Consider the following 15,705-nt stretch of genomic DNA (forward strand, 5'->3'; position numbering starts at 1 on the left):
GTATCTCGAAAGAAGCTTTCATGCCAAGCGGCCGCGCCACCAAAAGGACGCGGCCGTGTCATTTACTGACAAGGACGACTCGTGGAATCACTCGCCCAACTCTCCCCCACACTGCAAGCCTGCCTGGCCGGTATATTCGGTTTGCTGGTCGGCAGCTTTCTAAATGTCGTCATCACCCGCCTGCCAGTGATGATGATGCGCCAATGGCGCGCCGAGGCCCGCGAGGCATTGGAGCTGGAAGCCGAAGACACACCGCGCTTCAATCTACTGGTGCCAGCATCACGCTGCCCGGGCTGTGACACGCCGATCAAGTGGCACGATAACCTCCCTATTCTCGGCTGGCTGAAGCGGCGTGGTCGCTGCGCCAGCTGCAATACGCGCATCAGCGCGCAGTACCCGCTGGTGGAACTGGCCGGTGGCGCGCTTGGCGCTTCCATCGCGTTGATCTACGGCCTGGAGGCACAGAGCCTGTGGATCTTCGGCGCCTGCCTGACCCTGCTGGTGCTATCGGTCATCGACTTCCGCACCCAGCTGCTGCCAGATGCCATCACATTGCCACTGCTGTGGGCAGGCCTCGCCTATCAGTTGCTGTTTCAGCCTCTGATGCTACCCAGTGCCGTCATCGGCGCGATGGCGGGCTATCTGGTGCTGTGGAGCTTCTACTGGCTATTCAAGCTGGTCACCGGCAAGGAAGGCATGGGCTACGGTGACTTCAAGCTGCTCGCCGCTCTCGGCGCCTGGCTCGGCTGGCAGTGGTTGCCGCTGTTGCTGATTCTGTCCGCCGGTCTCGGGGCCATTCTGGGCATCCTGCTGCAACTGCTGGTACCGCGTCTGCGCGGCGCACCGATGCCCTTCGGGCCTTACCTGGCGGTTGCCGGCTGGATCGCTTTGCTGTTTGGCACGCCCTTGATGAGCCTCTACCTGAGCGTGATCGGCGCATGACGACGACTTCTTTGCCCCAAGGCCCCATCATCGGTGTCACCGGCGGCATCGGCAGCGGCAAATCGAGCGTCGCGCGGCTGTTCGGCGAGCTGGGCATCCAGTGGGTGGATGCCGATGATGTCTCGCGCGAGATCGTGCGTCCCGGCGAAACCGCACTGGCCGAGATCATCGCCCACTTCGGCGAGTCGATCGTCACGGCGCAGGGCGAGCTTGATCGCGCCGCGCTGCGCGAGCGGATCTTTGCTGCCCCCGAGGAGCGCCAGTGGCTGGAGCGCTGCACCCATCCGCGTATCCGGGAGCGGATCATGCAGCACCTAGCGGCCATGACTAGTCCCTATCGCCTGCTGGTCTCTCCTCTGCTGTTCGAGTCCGGCCAGGACAGCCTCGTCTCACGCACCCTGGTGGTGGATGTCAGCCAGGATATCCAGCTGGCGCGCACGCTGAGCCGCGATGGTGTCAGCGAAGCGCAGGTACGCGCCATTCTTGCGGCCCAACTGCCGCGCGAGACACGACTGGCCAAGGCCGACGATGTCATCGACAATGACGGAAGCCAGGCGCATCTTCGTGAACAGGTAGTGGCCATGGATGCCTACTATCGATCACTGAGCGCCCCCCACACACCGTTTCAGGACACCCCTCATGTCTGATGCCACCGCTCCCCACAATGGCAAGACACCATTGACCGTCGCTTGCCCGCAATGCCGTACCGACGTGGTATGGAGTGCCGCCAGCGAGTTTCGCCCCTTCTGCAGCAAGCGCTGCCAACTGCTCGATCTTGGCGCCTGGGCTGACGAATCCCACAGCATCGCCGGTGAGCCCGCCATGGATGAGACCAGCATCGATGAGATGGTGGCGCGCATGGAGCGCGACATGCATCAGCAGTAGCGCTCGAGAGAGCCCTGCTGGTTCAGACTGATGCAGAGCTAGACACTCAAGACGCTGGGCATAAAAAAGACCCTCGAGGCTAGCCTCGAGGGTCTTTTTCGTTCAGACAACTGCCATCAACGCGCGATCATCACTTCCAGAAATCACGGATCGATGCGATACCCTGGGCACCGACAGCGCGTGCGTGATCGCTGTCATAGCGGGACATGCCACCCAGCGCATAGACCGGCATGCACGCCTGCTCGACCAGCCCCTGGAAGTCATGCCAGCCCAGCGGCGGACGCTCCGGGTGCGACGGCGTCACACGCAGCGGCGACAGTGACACGAAGTCACACGCCACACGACCGGCCTGGTCCAGCTGCTGCTGATCATGGGTAGAGGCAGACAGCCACTTGTTGGCGGCAATCGGGCGCTCGCCCTTTTCCGCCAGCTCCGCCAGACGCACGCTGGTCAGGTGGATACCATCCGCATCGACCTTGCCGAGCATGGACGGTTCGGCGTTGAGCAGCAGACGAGCACCACGCGCATGACAGATCGCCAGCGCCTTCTCGGCACGCGCGATATAGGCCGCCTCATCCAGCTCCTTGGCGCGCAGCTGGACCAGACGCACCCCGTCCTCATCCAGCGCACGCGTCAGACGCGTCTCGAAGACGTTCTCATCGGCCTCTTCCGGCGTGATCAGGTACTCGCGCGGCAGCGAGACCGCCCGCAGAATCGGCAGATTCGCCGCCGGGAAGGCGTACTTGTAGAGATCCTCGATCTCGACCCAGCGCACTGCCTGCCCTTCACGGCCAAAGGGCTCGCCAGTGAACTGACGCGTTTCCCACACATCCAGCAGGATGTGCTTGTCCGGGTATTCGTGATGAATACGGATCAGCGGCTGAGCACGAATGATCTCGATGCCCAGCTCTTCGCACAGCTCACGCTTGAGCGCTTCCAGACCGGTTTCGTAAGGCGCCAGCTTGCCACCCGGAAACTCCCACAAGCCGCCCTGATCCACCGTCGAGGGACGACGTGCAATCAGGACCTGGCCCTGTTCGTTTAAGATGGCGGCAGCCGCCACGTGAACCCTTCGCTTCGGCATGATGCCTGTACCTTTGACTCGCGTTGTACATCCGACTCCGCCTCGAGAGGCGAAGCCTGCGGGAGATATTGCATTACCGTTTCAGCGTAAGCCTCCGCCCTGGGGCGTCAGCTACGATAATCAGCGTTGATCGAGACGTAATCGTGGGACAGATCCGATGTCCAGATGCGAGCTTCCTGCTGTCCACGTCCCAGGCGGATGCCGATCACCAGCTCTTCCTCGGCCATGGCGGCACTGCCGGCGGCTTCGGTGTAGCTGTCGGCACGGCCGCCCTGTTCGACGATGGTGACGCCATTGAGCGTGATCGCGACACCCGTGACGTCCAGCTCTTCCAGCGGCGCACGCCCGACGGCCGCCAGAATGCGACCCCAGTTGGCGTCGCTGGCATAGAGCGCTGTCTTGACCAGCGGCGAGTGCGCGACGGTAAAGCCGACGGCACGCGCCTCTTCCTGTGAACGTGCCTCGCTGACCTCGATGGTGACGAACTTGGTCGCCCCCTCGCCATCACGAATGATGGCCTGAGCCAGCTCGAGCATGACCTCCGCCAGGGCGGCCTCGAACGCGATCAGGTCTTCACCCTCGACACGCCCGGCCTGCCCCGTGACAGCCAGCACGCAGGCGTCATTGGTGGAGGTATCGGAATCGACGGTGATGCTGTTGAAGCTCTTGACCACCACCCGGCGCAGCATGGCATCGAGCGCCGCCTGATCGATGGCGAGATCAGCATCGGTGGCCACGAAGCCCAGCATGGTCGCCATGTTCGGGCAGATCATGCCGGAGCCCTTGGAGACACCCGCCAGCGTCACGCTCTCGCCATTGCTCAGCGTCAGTGTCCGCCAGCTGCCCTTGGGCCGCGTATCGGTGGTCATGATGCCATGCGCCGCAGCAGACCAGTCGCCCTCGCCCAGATTGGCAAAGGCTGTCGGCAACGCCGCCGTCAGGCGATCCATCGGCAGCGGTTCACCGATCACGCCGGTCGAGAACGGCAGCACTGCCTTTGCATCACAGCCGGCGATCTCCGCCAAGGCCTGACAGGTCGCGCGAGCATCGGTCATGCCCTGCTCGCCAGTTCCCGCATTGGCATTGCCGGTGTTGATCACCAGATAACGCGGCCCTTCGACGCCTGCCGTGAGGTGCTCACGTGCGACATGGACCGGCGCCGCACAGAAGGCGTTGCGGGTAAAAGTGCCTGCAAGACGCGACCCTGCCTCGAGGGCCATGATCACCAGATCACGACGACCCGGCTTCTTGATACCGGCTTCAGCAACCCCGATCTGAAAGCCGGCAATCGCCGGCATGTCAGCGGGAAAAGTGGAAGGCCCTACCGCCATCGCTCACGTCTCCAATCATGGTGTTCTGTGACAACTGCTCCCTGCGAGCCGAATCGACGTGACGCGCAGGGAGGCTGTTTGGCGCAGTGTCAGCTCAGCTTGCCGTGGCACTGCTTGTATTTCTTGCCGGAACCGCATGGGCACGGGTCGTTGCGACCGACCTTGGGCACATCGCGGCGCATCGGCTCGCCATCGCCCTGGGCCTGAGGCTGCGCGCCGTACTGTGCCTCGACGACCTCTTCGGCCGCCTGGACACCGTCTTCACTGACCGCATCGTCATCGACACGGCGCGTTTCGGCGCTGGCCTGCTCACGCTCGAGGTTGGCACGACGCTCTTCTTCCAGCGTGTCGACCTCTTCCTGGCGACGCACCTGCACGTGGCTGAGAATGCGCACCACGTCGGACTTGATGTTGACCAGCAGCGTCTGGAACTGCTCGAACGCTTCGCGCTTGTATTCCTGCTTCGGGTTCTTCTGGGCATAGCCGCGCAGGTGGATACCACGACGCAGGTTGTCCATCGCCTGCAGGTGCTCCTTCCAGCGCGTGTCCAGCACCTGAAGCATGACCTGCTTCTCGAAGCGGCGCATCAGCTCAGGGCCAACGGCCTCGACCTTGTCGGCGTAAAGCGCTTCATGGGCAGCCTGCAGACGTTCGCGCAGCGTTTCCTCATGGAAGTGCTCGTCCTCTTCCGCCCACTGCACCAGCGGCAGGTCGAGGTTGAAGTCGGTCTTGAGGTCGTTCTCGAGGCTCGGCAGGTCCCACTGTTCCGGCAGGCTCTGCGGCGGCACACGCAGGGAGATGGCGTCATCGAGCACTTCGCGACGGATGCCGGCGATGTTCTCGGCGATCTCGTCGGCTTCGAGGATGTCGTTGCGCTGCTCGTAGATCACGCTGCGCTGGTCGTTGGCGACATCATCGTACTCAAGCAGCTGCTTGCGCACGTCAAAGTTGCGACCCTCGACCTTCTTCTGCGCGCGCTCGACGGCATTGGAGACCATCTTGTGCTCGATGGCTTCGCCCTTCTCGAGCCCCAGCGCGCCCATCAGACGCTGAACACGGTCAGAACCGAACAAACGCATCAGGCTATCTTCCAGCGACAGGAAGAAGCGCGTGGAGCCCGGGTCACCCTGGCGACCGGCACGACCGCGCAGCTGGTTGTCGATACGGCGTGATTCGTGACGCTCGGAGCCGATCACGTGCAGACCACCCGCCGCCAGCACGGCTTCGTGACGCTCCTGCCAGCCATGCTTGATCTCGTTGATCTGCTCTTCGGTCGGCGCTTCCAGCTCGGCAAGCTCGGCTTCCCAGTTGCCGCCCAGCATGATGTCGGTACCACGACCGGCCATGTTGGTCGCGATGGTCACGGCGCCCGGACGACCCGCCTGGGCGATGATGGCAGCCTCGCTGACGTGCTGCTTGGCGTTCAGGACGTGATGCTTGACGCCCGCCTTGTGCATCATCTGCGACAGCAGCTCGGAGGTCTCGACCGAGGCGGTACCCACCAGCACCGGACGACCTTCCGCGACCTTCTCGCGGGCGTCCTCGATGATGGCGTTGAACTTCTCTTCCGCGGTCAGATAGACCAGATCATTCATGTCCTTGCGCGCGATGGGCTTGTTGGTCGGGATGACCATCACGTCGAGATTGTAGATCTGACGGAATTCAAAGGCCTCGGTATCGGCCGTACCGGTCATGCCGGACAGCTTGTCGTAGAGACGGAAGTAATTCTGGAAGGTCGTGGATGCCAGCGTCTGACTTTCCTTCTGGATGGCAACGCCTTCCTTGGCCTCGACCGCCTGGTGCAGGCCTTCAGACCAGCGACGACCGACCATGGTACGCCCGGTGTGCTCATCGACGATGACCACTTCGCCGTTGTTGACGATGTAATCCACGTCACGCACGAACAGGTTCTGGGCACGCAGCGCAGAGTGCACGTGGTGCAGCAGGCTCAGGTTCTGGGCCGCATACAGGGAATCCTCTTCCCCGAGCAGCTCCTGGGCACGCAGCAGCGCCTCGACCTTCTGGTGACCGAACTCGGTCAGTTCGACCTGCTTCTGCTTCTCATCGAGGGTGAAATCGCCGCTTTCCGGATCTTCCTCATCGCTGCACTGCTCGAGCTCGCGCGCCATGCGATCGATGATCTTGTAGAGGTCGGTATTCTCTTCCACCGGACCGGAGATGATCAGCGGCGTGCGCGCCTCATCGATCAGGATGGAGTCGACCTCATCGATGATGGCGAAGTGCAGCTTGCGCTGGACCTTGTCTTCCAGCGAGAAGGCCATGTTGTCGCGCAGGTAATCGAAACCGTATTCGTTGTTGGTGCCGTAGGTGATATCGGCCTGATAGGCGGCGCGCTTGTCTTCATTGGGCTGGCCGGAGTAGATGACACCGACACTCAGGCCGAGGAATTCATACAGCGGTCGCATCCAGTTGGCATCACGGGTGGCCAGATAATCGTTGACCGTCACCACGTGGACGCCTTCGCCGGTCAGTGCGTTCAGGTAGACCGCCAGCGTCCCCACCAGCGTCTTGCCCTCACCGGTCTTCATCTCGGCGATGCGACCTTCGTGCAGCGCCATGCCACCGACCATCTGGGTATCGAAGTGACGCATGCCCATGATGCGCTTGCTGGCCTCACGCACGGTCGCGAAGGCTTCCGGCAGCAGCTTGTCGAGGTGTTCCCCTTGCGCGAGACGCTCGCGGAATTCCGCGGTCTTGGCTGTCAGCGCCTCATCGGAGAGCGGTTCAAGCTCGCTCTCGAGCGCATTGATCGCGTTGACCCGCTTGCGCAGGCGCTTCACTTCGCGATCATTCTTGGAACCTACTACCTTGGTCAGGAATTTACCCAGCATATTCTGTCCTTGTACGTGACCCGGGGCCGGGTCACGCCTTCACATATCATGACACTCAAGCGCTGCCGCCAAACGCGATGACAGGCAGCTCGATGTGGCCCGGGGCCCATCAGGCATTACGCTCGAAAGAGAAAACGAACCTCATCATCCGCGGCGCGAACGATGAACGGGGTGTCAGGACAGAATGGGCGGCGCACGCGGCGCGATGGCATTGACGAGACCACGCAGCAGGACGCGTGTGCAGGAAACGAAGGAGCGCTGGCGCGGGAGGTTGGGACTGGCCTGGGGCGCACGACGCACCCGCTTGCGCAGGCAGCGTAGCCCCTGACGGCGACTCTCGGCACGAATCACCGCGGGTGCCAGCAACTGGATGCTGGCCAGCGTCAGATTGACGCGCTCGACCTGCGCCGCGCTCAGTCCAGCGGGGAACAGACAGCTGAGCAGCAGGCCTGCCAGCAGCCAGCGCGGCGCCGTGCGTACCGACCAGCGACGCGAAGCGCCGCTACCGGAATCCGGTAACGCACGAGGGCGTGCTGTGGCATCGACAGGGCTCATGCTGTTGCCGGACTCCCGCTCATGATAGATTGCCGGAAATCACTGAACCGGCATGCAAGCCCATGAGTATAAAGGCTAAGCGTTTCCGCGCCCAGCCCGCGGCGCGCCTGTTGAACGGCAAGGGGCAACTTGGCAGCGTCATGCGCCAGGCGCGCATGCTCGAGCAGGCCCAGCTACACCTGCGTGCTGCACTGCCCAAGGACATGCAGGAACAGGTCTTCGTCGGCGGCTATCACGATGACACCTTGACGTTGATCACCAGTCGCGCCTCTTGGCTGACCTGGCTGCGCTATGAACAGCGTCGCCTGATCAGTGTGCTGCGCGAGCTGCCAGAACTCGCCACCCTCGCCCGCCTGACCTTCAAGGTCCGCCCGATCCGCCCGGCCTTCGTGCCCGCACGCCAACCACGCCACCTGCCAGAGGCTGCCGCAGAACACCTGCTGGATTGCGCCTCACACACCCAGGACGAGCGTCTGCGACTCGCCCTGGAGCGACTGGCGGCCCACGCATCGGATTCGAGCGACGACACCGAGACGCCCTGAGCCAACTCAAGCATTTCTTGTCTTGCATGCAAACAGCCGCGCCGCCCTTTTGGGCGGCGCGGCTGTTGTCGTTTCCATCTCCGGCTGGCTAAGGCCGGAGCAGTGCTGTCAGGCTGGACGGGCTAGGTCACAGTGTTCTGCTCGTACTGTCTCTCTGAGTGCTTTTCTTCTGAAATACCTCGTCTTGCAGCTTTCGCAGATGTCATTGGCCTCGACTCAGACGGCAAGCGCCGGAGAGGCATAGGAAATCGGCATCGCATCGGAGTTCTCGAAGGTGACGATCTCGTAGCTGTCGGCATTTTCCAGCAGCGCGCGGCACAGCATGTTGTTGAGGCCATGACCGGACTTGTAGCCACGGAACTCACCGATGATGCTGTGACCCAGCTGGTAGAGGTCACCGATGGCGTCCAGCACCTTGTGCTTGACGAACTCATCGTCGTAACGCAGGCCTTCATCGTTGAGGATGCGATAGTCATCGACGACGATAGCATTGTCGAGGCTTCCGCCCAGCGCGAGGTTCTGGGAGCGCAGGAACTCGAGGTCACGCATGAAACCGAAGGTACGCGCGCGAGACACTTCCTTGACGAATGAGGTGGTAGAGAAGTCGACCGTGGTGGTCTGCTTCTGCTGCTCGAACACCGGGTGATCGAAGTCGATGGCGAAGGACACCTTGAAGCCGTTGTGCGGCAGGAAGGTCGCGACCTTGTCACCATCACGCACTTCGATCTCGCGCTTGATGCGGATGAATTTCTTGAGCGACGACTGCTCCTGGATACCAGCGGACTGGATCAGGAAGACGAACGGACCCGCACTGCCGTCCATGATCGGCACTTCCGGCGCGGACAGCTCGACGAAGCAGTTGTCGATGCCCAGGCCTGCAAAGGCGGACATCAGGTGCTCGACGGTCGTCACCTTGGCTTCACCGTTGGAAACGGCGGTGCACATGGTGGTGTCACGGACGCTCATCGCATCGGCACGGATATGAGCCTGCGGCTCGAGATCGGTACGGATGAAGACGATGCCGGTGTTGACCGGAGCAGGACGCAGCGTCAGGTAAACCTTGTCACCTGAGTGCAGACCAACGCCTGTGGCGCGGATCGTATTCTGGAGTGTTTTTTGTCGAATCATAGGGAGATAGCCAGTCAGCCTGAATTTGGAAACAGTGTTCATGATAACAGCAATGCAGGAATTCAACAAATTGTCACCTGCCGCTGTTAGGGAAATTCAACATTGCCTTTCGAGCACCATTGAGGCTGACCCGCGCGCCTGCTGGCCTCGTGCTGAGTATGAACACGCAATCACCAAACAGTTCTCACTCGCACTGCCATAAAACGATAATCAATGTGCAAGACAGCTTGAAGTACACCCTTCCTTACGCGCCCACGGCACTGCCGGATGCACCCGTGACGCACAGGCAGCGCCCCGCGCCGGCGGCGAAAGCCCCTTTTGTCTGCCCCGGAAACGACTTCACCCACCCGGGAAGCCCCGAATGGGTGAAGTCAGACTCACGATGAGCCGTGTCATCTCAGCCTCGTGCCGACTGGCACATGAGCGTCAATGACGTGTCAGTCAGTGCGCATCAGTCAGCCTGGCGACGCAGGAAGGCCGGGATATCGAGATAGTCATCCATATCACGCGACTTGCGCGGCTCCGACTTCTTGGCTGCCGCTTCCTGCTCTTCCTTGGCCTGACGGGTGACCGTCGGCGTCTGCAGGCTGCGGTAGTCCGCCGGCTTCTCGACGGTACGCTTGGCCGGTGCCGTTTCACGCGCCGCCGGCTTCTCGACGCGACCGTCGAGACCCGCCGCCACGACAGTGACACGCAGCTCGTCGGTCATGTCCATGTCGATGGACGTCCCGACCACGATGGTGGCATCCGGAGAAGCGAACTCCTGCACGGTGGCACCCACATCGTTGAATTCACCGATGGAGAGGTCCGGGCCTGCCGTGATGTTGACCAGGATACCGCGCGCGCCGTGCAGATCGATGTCTTCGAGCAGCGGGCTGCGAATGGCCTTCTCGGCGGCCTCACGAGCACGGTTCTCGCCGATGGCGTCACCGGTCCCCATCATCGCCATGCCCATCTCGGACATGACAGTGCGTACGTCGGCGAAATCGACGTTGATGATGCCCGGGCTGGTGATCAGCTCCGCGATCCCCTGCACGGCACCCAGCAACACGTCGTTGGCGGCGCTGAAGGCGCTCAGCAGGCTGGCGCTCTTGCCCAGCACAGACAGCAGCTTCTCGTTGGGGATGGTGATCAGGGAGTCGACGTGCTCGGAGAGCTCCTTCATGCCCTGCTCTGCCGCCTTCTGACGACGCGGCCCTTCGAACGGGAACGGACGCGTGACGACGGCCACGGTCAGGATACCCAGTTCCTTGGCGACCTGCGCCACGACAGGAGCACCGCCGGTACCGGTACCCCCCCCCATGCCAGCGGTGATGAAGACCATGTCGGCGCCTTGCAGCAGCTCGACGATACGCTCACGGTCTTCCATCGCCGCCTGGCGGCCCACTTCCGGGTTGGCGCCAGCGCCAAGCCCCTTGGTGATTTCACTGCCCAGCTGCAGGACAGTCTTGGCGGCCACGCGCTTGAGCGCCTGAGCATCGGTGTTGGCGCAGATGAACTCGACGCCTTCGATGTTGCTCTCGACCATGTGATTGACGGCGTTACCACCGCCGCCGCCAACACCGATCACCTTGATGACCGCGCTGCTGGAGGGTGCGTTATCTACCAGTTCGAACATATGCCCTGTCTCCTGGATCACAGTCTTTCTGTAATCCCTGTCAGAAATTTCCCTTGAACCAGCCCTTGATCCGCTCCAGCGTGGAGGTGTCGTGCTCTTGGCCGTGAACGCGTCGCGCGGCAGATTCCTCTCTGCGCACCGCGACGGTCGTCGACGATGGCGTGTGCCGCTCCTGTTTCATCCCATAATGTAGCAAACCCACACCCGTGGAATAAATCGGATTGCGGACCACATCCGCCAGTCCACGCACATTTTGCGGGCAAGCGATGCGAACCGGCATGTGGAAGATCTCCTCCGCCAGCTCAACGACACCTTCCATGCGTGACGTTCCACCCGTCAGAACCACGCCCGCAGCCACGAGATCTTCATAGCCACTGCGACGCAATTCATCGCGGACCAGGGTGAACAGTTCCTCATACCTGGGCTCGACCACTTCGGCCAACGCTTGACGGGACAGATCACGTGCCGGTCGGTCACCGACACTCGGCACCTTGATCGTCTCGTCGCTGGAGGCCAGCTGGGTCAGAGCACAGGCATACTTGACCTTGATTTCTTCTGCATATTGCGTCGGTGTGCGCAGCGCCATGGCGATGTCATTCGTGACCTGATCACCCGCGATGGGGATCACAGCCGTATGACGAATGGCACCTTCGGTGAAGACGGCGATATCCGTGGTACCACCGCCGATATCCACCATGCACACACCCAATTCACGCTCATCCTCGGTCAGAACCGCATGACTCGAGGCGAGCTGCTCGAGAATGATGTCGTCGACTTCGAGCCCGCAGCGACGCACGCACTTCTCGATATTCTGCACGGCATTCAGTGCGGCAGTGACCAGGTGAACGCGCGCCTCAAGACGCACCCCGGACATGCCCAACGGCTCGCGAATACCTTCCTGACGGTCAATGGCATATTCCTGCGGCAGCACGTGAAGAATGCGCTGACCTTCAGAAATCGCTCGAGCGCGCGCCGAGTCGATCACGCGTTCGATATCAGACGGCGTCACTTCGCGATCCTTGATCGCCACGACACCATCGGAATTCATCGAACTGATATGACTGCCGGCGATGCCCACATATACCGAGTGGATATCGCAGCCGGCCATCAACTCAGCCTCCTCCACTGCGCGCTGAATCGACTGTACGGTCGATTCGATGTTGATCACCACACCCTTCTTCATGCCACGTGAAGGGTGGGAGCCAATTCCCGCAATTTCGATACCGCCATCATCGGTCGGCTGACCCACGATCGCGACTACCTTGGAGGTTCCGATGTCCAGCCCGACCACCATATCCTGTGATTTGGAATGTCCTGCCATAGGTCGGGCCAGCTCCTTGATTCTGGTTCATCATGAAAATAATTGCGCGCTTTGACAGACAACATGTCTGCCGCACCACCCAAAACGGGTTTACGTTCCGTTTAACCCGTACAGAGGGATTTGACTTCCCAGTATAGGAGCAGCCACTTGGGGCATACCAGCCTAAAATACCGAGGGGCGCAAATCCCCGCTAGAATAGGCGGGATTGACGACAAATGAAACTGGCGATATCGCCATTTTGCTAATACTCACACGCAAATGAAGCATGTAGTGAGTGTCGCCATTTGCCTCAACTGTCCTTGCCTTCTTCGGGTGCCGTCGTCTCCCCATGCCACGCCACTGCCACTCCGTTGGGGTAACGCAGATCAATGTAGCGGATCTGCGACGCCTCATCGCCCAAGCGCCGTTGCCAGGCCGCCATGAAACGCGCCAGACGTGCCTCTCGATCATTGCGACCCAGCATCACCCACACCGAATCATTGACCTGAAAGCGCCAGGCGCCGCGTGGCTCCAATCGCAACTGGGAGACATTGAGCCCCAGCCCGCCCAACTGGCTCTGCAGCGCGTCAAGCTCGGCCAGCACTTCGGATCCACTGCCCTTGGGCCCCGCCAGATTGGGCAGATTGCCCAGCTGTGTGACCGGGCCCGCCTGGAAGGCATCACCGCGCACGTTGAGCAATTCGCCATCATTCCAATAGGCCACCGGCTGCTGTTCAAACAGCTCGAATTCGAGTGTATCCGGCCAGCGACGCGAGATGCTGACCTCACTCAGCCAATCGATCGCCAACGCGCGACGCCGAACCTCGCCCAATGGGACAGAGAGCCAGCTCTGGCCACGAATCAACGGCGCGATATGACGCTGAAGGTAGGCAGCACTGACATGATCGAAGTCACCCTTGATGGTGACCCGCTCAATGGGACGATCAAGCCAGGTCCACAATGCCTGTCCGCCCGCGACCAGCAGCGCAAGACCGAGAACGAGGCCGAAGATTGCGCCGGTAGTGCTACGCGCCGCCATCGATCAATGACCACTCTGCTGAGCGACTGACGCGTCGTTTGCGTCCCGCTCGGCGAGAGTCGTGTCGAGAATGCGCAGCACCAGGGTGGCGAAATCGAGCCCGACATGCGCCGCGGACTGCGGCACCAGGCTGTGATCGGTCATGCCCGGCGAGGTGTTGACTTCCAGCAGCCAGAAGGCGCCGTCCGCATCTTCCATCACATCGACACGACCCCAACCCTCGCAGCCCAGCACGTTGAATGCCTTGAGCGAGATATCGGCCAATTCCGCCTCGCGCGCAGCGCTCAGACCACAAGGCAGCAGATAGCGCGTGGTATTGGCGATGTATTTGGCATCGTAATCATAGAACCCGCTATCGGCTTCGATGCGAATGGCCGGCAGAACTTCGCCGTCCAATACCGACACCGTGTATTCCGGGCCCTTGATGAAACGCTCGGCCATCACCACCGCATCGAAGCGGCTGGCATCCGTCCAGGCATCCTGGAGCGCCTGGGCGTCCTCGACGATATGGATGCCGAGTGTCGAGCCCTCATGCACCGGCTTGACCACCACCGGCGTACCGAGCGTCTCGAGCACCGACTGCCAGTCCGTGTCCGCCGCCAGGCGACAGGAACGCGGCGTCGGCAAGCCCTCGATATCCCAGAGCTTCTTGGTGCGCAGCTTGTCCATGCCCAGTGCAGAGGCCAGCACGCCGCTGCCGGTGTAGGGGATGCCCAGCAATTCCAGCGCCCCCTGCAAGGTGCCATCTTCGCCGCCGCGACCATGCATGGCGATGAAGACACGGTCGGGGCGCAATGCCTCGAGACCGGCCAGCCCATGCGCCATGTCATAGCCCTGCACATCGACACCTGCGCCCTGCAGGGCCGCCAGTACCGCCGCGCCGCTCTTGAGCGACACCTCGCGCTCGGCGCTCAGGCCACCGAACAGCACCACGACACGTCCATAGCGCGTGGCCAGCTCAGGATTCACGCCTGTCGATCCATACGAGGAGGAAGAGACGGTCATAGCGTCACCTCGTCAAGCTTGAGGTCGGCCCCCGCCAGTGCCAGCGCAATGCCACCGACATCGCCCGCCCCCTGGGTAATCAGGATATCGCCCGGACGCAGCACGTTCTTGAGCAGGTCCGGCAAGGCACGCTTGTGCTCGACGAACAGCGGGTCCACCTGACCGCGCTGACGGATCGAGCCCGCCAGCGAGCGGCCATCGGCGCCCGGAATCATCGCTTCCCCGGCGCTGTAGACATCCAGCAGCAACAACGTGTCGACTTCGGACAGCACACGCACGAAGTCTTCATAGAGATCATGGGTGCGTGAATAACGGTGCGGCTGGTAGGCCATCACCAGACGGCGCTGCGGCCAGCCGGCGCGCACGGCGCGAATCACCATCTCCACTTCGCGCGGATGGTGGCCATAATCGTCCACCAGCATCACGCTCTGCTCACCATTGGGTGCCGCGAATTCTCCGTGCACCTGGAAGCGACGACCGACACCGGCAAAGCTTGCCAGTGCGCGGGCGATGGCTTCATCGCTGACACCGACATCGGTGGCGATGGCGATCGCCGCCAGGGCGTTGAGCGCATTGTGCTCACCCGGCATCGCCAGGGTGATCTCGAGCGGTGCATGGCCTTCCGGACGCAGCGCCGTGAAGCTGAGCTGACCGCCACCCTGGCGGAAATCGCTGATGCGGTAATCGGCATCGTCGCTGAAGCCGTAGGTCACGAACTGACGCTGAACACGCGGCAGCAGCTCACGCACGTTGGCATCATCGATACACAGCACCGCCAGACCGTAGAACGGCAGGTTGTGCAGGAATTCGATGAAGGTGTCCTTGAGGCGATTGAAGTCGCCCTCATAGGTGGCCATGTGATCGGCATCGACGTTGGTCACCACCGAGATCAACGGCTGCAGATGCAGGAAGGAGGCATCGGACTCGTCCGCCTCGGCGACCAGATACTCGCCCTCGCCCAGACGGGCATTGGTGCCCGCACTGGTCAGCTTGCCGCCGATGACGAAGGTCGGGTCCATGCCACCTTCCGCGAGCAGGGTCGCGGTCAGGCTGGTGGTGGTGGTCTTGCCGTGGGTACCGGCAATCGCGATGCCCTGGCGGAAGCGCATCAGCTCGGCAAGCATCTCGGCGCGACGCACGACGGGGATGCGATGCTCCCGCGCCCAGGCCACTTCCGGGTTGGTGGTGTCCACCGCGGTCGAGACCACGACCACATCCGCGCCTTCGGCATTGATGGCCGCATGACCGATGGCGACACGCACGCCGCACTCACGCAGGTGAGCCGTGACGGCGGATTCCTTGAGGTCACTGCCGCTGACCTCATAGCCCATGTTGCCCAGTACTTCGGCGATACCACACATGCCCACACCGCCGATGCCGACGAAATGGATACGACGGATGCGGCGCATACCTGCACCGCGATC

Annotated in this window: 14 protein-coding genes; 4 read left to right on the plus strand and 10 right to left on the minus strand. The window is 62.1% G+C overall.

Translation table 11 applies throughout. The features are described from left to right. The first annotated feature begins 81 nt into the window (after positions 1–81). Genes ACJJV2_RS13440 through yacG form a run of 3 tightly spaced genes read left to right on the plus strand, consistent with a single transcriptional unit; the run spans position 82 to position 1,827 of the window. A complete protein-coding gene (locus ACJJV2_RS13440; protein ID WP_240548701.1) occupies positions 82–942 on the plus strand; it encodes an A24 family peptidase in 861 nt (286 codons plus the stop codon). Continuing rightward, entirely contained in the window at positions 939–1,589 is a 651-nt protein-coding gene (gene coaE, locus ACJJV2_RS13445) for a dephospho-CoA kinase (protein ID WP_405281633.1), read from the plus strand. The genes ACJJV2_RS13440 and coaE overlap by 4 nt, the downstream gene beginning before the upstream one ends. Then, a complete protein-coding gene (gene yacG / locus ACJJV2_RS13450) occupies positions 1,582–1,827 on the plus strand; it encodes a DNA gyrase inhibitor YacG (RefSeq protein ID WP_153635187.1) in 246 nt (81 codons plus the stop codon). Before coaE ends, yacG begins: the two co-directional genes overlap by 8 nt. A gap of 130 nt (positions 1,828–1,957) precedes the next feature. Here the strand turns inward: yacG and ACJJV2_RS13455 are convergent, their stop codons facing one another. The 4 genes from ACJJV2_RS13455 to ACJJV2_RS13470 form a co-directional block, all read right to left on the minus strand. Further along, on the minus strand, positions 1,958–2,911 hold the full coding sequence (locus tag ACJJV2_RS13455) for a Nudix family hydrolase (protein WP_405281636.1): 954 nt from the start codon (positions 2,909–2,911) through the stop codon (positions 1,958–1,960). Positions 2,912–3,018: 107 nt separating this feature from the next. Then, entirely contained in the window at positions 3,019–4,242 is a 1,224-nt protein-coding gene (gene argJ / locus ACJJV2_RS13460; RefSeq protein WP_405281639.1) for a bifunctional glutamate N-acetyltransferase/amino-acid acetyltransferase ArgJ, read from the minus strand. Between the two features lie 89 nt (positions 4,243–4,331). Further along, positions 4,332–7,094: a preprotein translocase subunit SecA gene (gene secA, locus ACJJV2_RS13465; protein ID WP_405281642.1), complete on the minus strand. Its 2,763-nt coding sequence runs from the start codon at positions 7,092–7,094 to the stop codon at positions 4,332–4,334. Between the two features lie 174 nt (positions 7,095–7,268). Next, positions 7,269–7,649 carry a hypothetical protein gene (locus tag ACJJV2_RS13470; RefSeq protein WP_043332488.1) on the minus strand — a complete coding sequence of 127 codons (381 nt, stop codon included), beginning with the start codon at positions 7,647–7,649 and terminating at the stop codon, positions 7,269–7,271. A gap of 62 nt (positions 7,650–7,711) precedes the next feature. On the opposite strand from ACJJV2_RS13470, the gene ACJJV2_RS13475 reads away from it, so the two are divergent. Continuing rightward, positions 7,712–8,191 (plus strand): DUF721 domain-containing protein, encoded by a 480-nt coding sequence (locus tag ACJJV2_RS13475; RefSeq protein WP_405281646.1) that lies wholly within the window; start codon positions 7,712–7,714, stop codon positions 8,189–8,191. A 216-nt stretch (positions 8,192–8,407) separates the two neighbouring features. Here ACJJV2_RS13475 and lpxC read toward each other — a convergent pair whose 3' ends face one another. The 6 genes from lpxC to murC form a co-directional block, all read right to left on the minus strand. Further along, a complete protein-coding gene (gene lpxC / locus ACJJV2_RS13480; RefSeq protein WP_054555085.1) occupies positions 8,408–9,319 on the minus strand; it encodes a UDP-3-O-acyl-N-acetylglucosamine deacetylase in 912 nt (303 codons plus the stop codon). Positions 9,320–9,770: 451 nt separating this feature from the next. Next, on the minus strand, positions 9,771–10,937 hold the full coding sequence (gene ftsZ, locus ACJJV2_RS13485; protein ID WP_043332494.1) for a cell division protein FtsZ: 1,167 nt from the start codon (positions 10,935–10,937) through the stop codon (positions 9,771–9,773). Positions 10,938–10,977: 40 nt separating this feature from the next. Then, positions 10,978–12,258 (minus strand): cell division protein FtsA, encoded by a 1,281-nt coding sequence (gene ftsA, locus ACJJV2_RS13490; RefSeq protein WP_043332496.1) that lies wholly within the window; start codon positions 12,256–12,258, stop codon positions 10,978–10,980. A gap of 289 nt (positions 12,259–12,547) precedes the next feature. Next, on the minus strand, positions 12,548–13,276 hold the full coding sequence (locus tag ACJJV2_RS13495) for a cell division protein FtsQ/DivIB (RefSeq protein WP_043332498.1): 729 nt from the start codon (positions 13,274–13,276) through the stop codon (positions 12,548–12,550). A 3-nt stretch (positions 13,277–13,279) separates the two neighbouring features. Next, positions 13,280–14,245 (minus strand): D-alanine--D-alanine ligase, encoded by a 966-nt coding sequence (locus ACJJV2_RS13500; RefSeq protein WP_240548700.1) that lies wholly within the window; start codon positions 14,243–14,245, stop codon positions 13,280–13,282. A 32-nt stretch (positions 14,246–14,277) separates the two neighbouring features. Further along, positions 14,278–15,690 carry a UDP-N-acetylmuramate--L-alanine ligase gene (gene murC, locus ACJJV2_RS13505; protein WP_216059803.1) on the minus strand — a complete coding sequence of 471 codons (1,413 nt, stop codon included), beginning with the start codon at positions 15,688–15,690 and terminating at the stop codon, positions 14,278–14,280. Positions 15,691–15,705 lie beyond the last annotated feature (15 nt).

The sequence above is a fragment of the Cobetia sp. Ld8 genome (genome assembly GCF_045066615.1).
In the GTDB taxonomy this organism is placed as follows: Bacteria; Pseudomonadota; Gammaproteobacteria; order Pseudomonadales; family Halomonadaceae; genus Cobetia; species Cobetia amphilecti.

Coding starts and splice junctions, on each gene's coding strand:
- ACJJV2_RS13495 (WP_043332498.1), bottom strand. CDS start 13,276: ATGGCGGCGCGTAGCACTACCGGCGCAATCTTCGGCCTCGTTCTCGGT.
- ACJJV2_RS13470 (WP_043332488.1), bottom strand. CDS start 7,649: ATGAGCCCTGTCGATGCCACAGCACGCCCTCGTGCGTTACCGGATTCC.
- yacG (WP_153635187.1), top strand. CDS start 1,582: ATGTCTGATGCCACCGCTCCCCACAATGGCAAGACACCATTGACCGTC.
- argJ (WP_405281639.1), bottom strand. CDS start 4,242: ATGGCGGTAGGGCCTTCCACTTTTCCCGCTGACATGCCGGCGATTGCC.
- ftsA (WP_043332496.1), bottom strand. CDS start 12,258: ATGGCAGGACATTCCAAATCACAGGATATGGTGGTCGGGCTGGACATC.
- coaE (WP_405281633.1), top strand. CDS start 939: ATGACGACGACTTCTTTGCCCCAAGGCCCCATCATCGGTGTCACCGGC.
- ACJJV2_RS13475 (WP_405281646.1), top strand. CDS start 7,712: ATGAGTATAAAGGCTAAGCGTTTCCGCGCCCAGCCCGCGGCGCGCCTG.
- secA (WP_405281642.1), bottom strand. CDS start 7,094: ATGCTGGGTAAATTCCTGACCAAGGTAGTAGGTTCCAAGAATGATCGC.
- ftsZ (WP_043332494.1), bottom strand. CDS start 10,937: ATGTTCGAACTGGTAGATAACGCACCCTCCAGCAGCGCGGTCATCAAG.
- ACJJV2_RS13455 (WP_405281636.1), bottom strand. CDS start 2,911: ATGCCGAAGCGAAGGGTTCACGTGGCGGCTGCCGCCATCTTAAACGAA.
- murC (WP_216059803.1), bottom strand. CDS start 15,690: ATGCGCCGCATCCGTCGTATCCATTTCGTCGGCATCGGCGGTGTGGGC.
- lpxC (WP_054555085.1), bottom strand. CDS start 9,319: ATGATTCGACAAAAAACACTCCAGAATACGATCCGCGCCACAGGCGTT.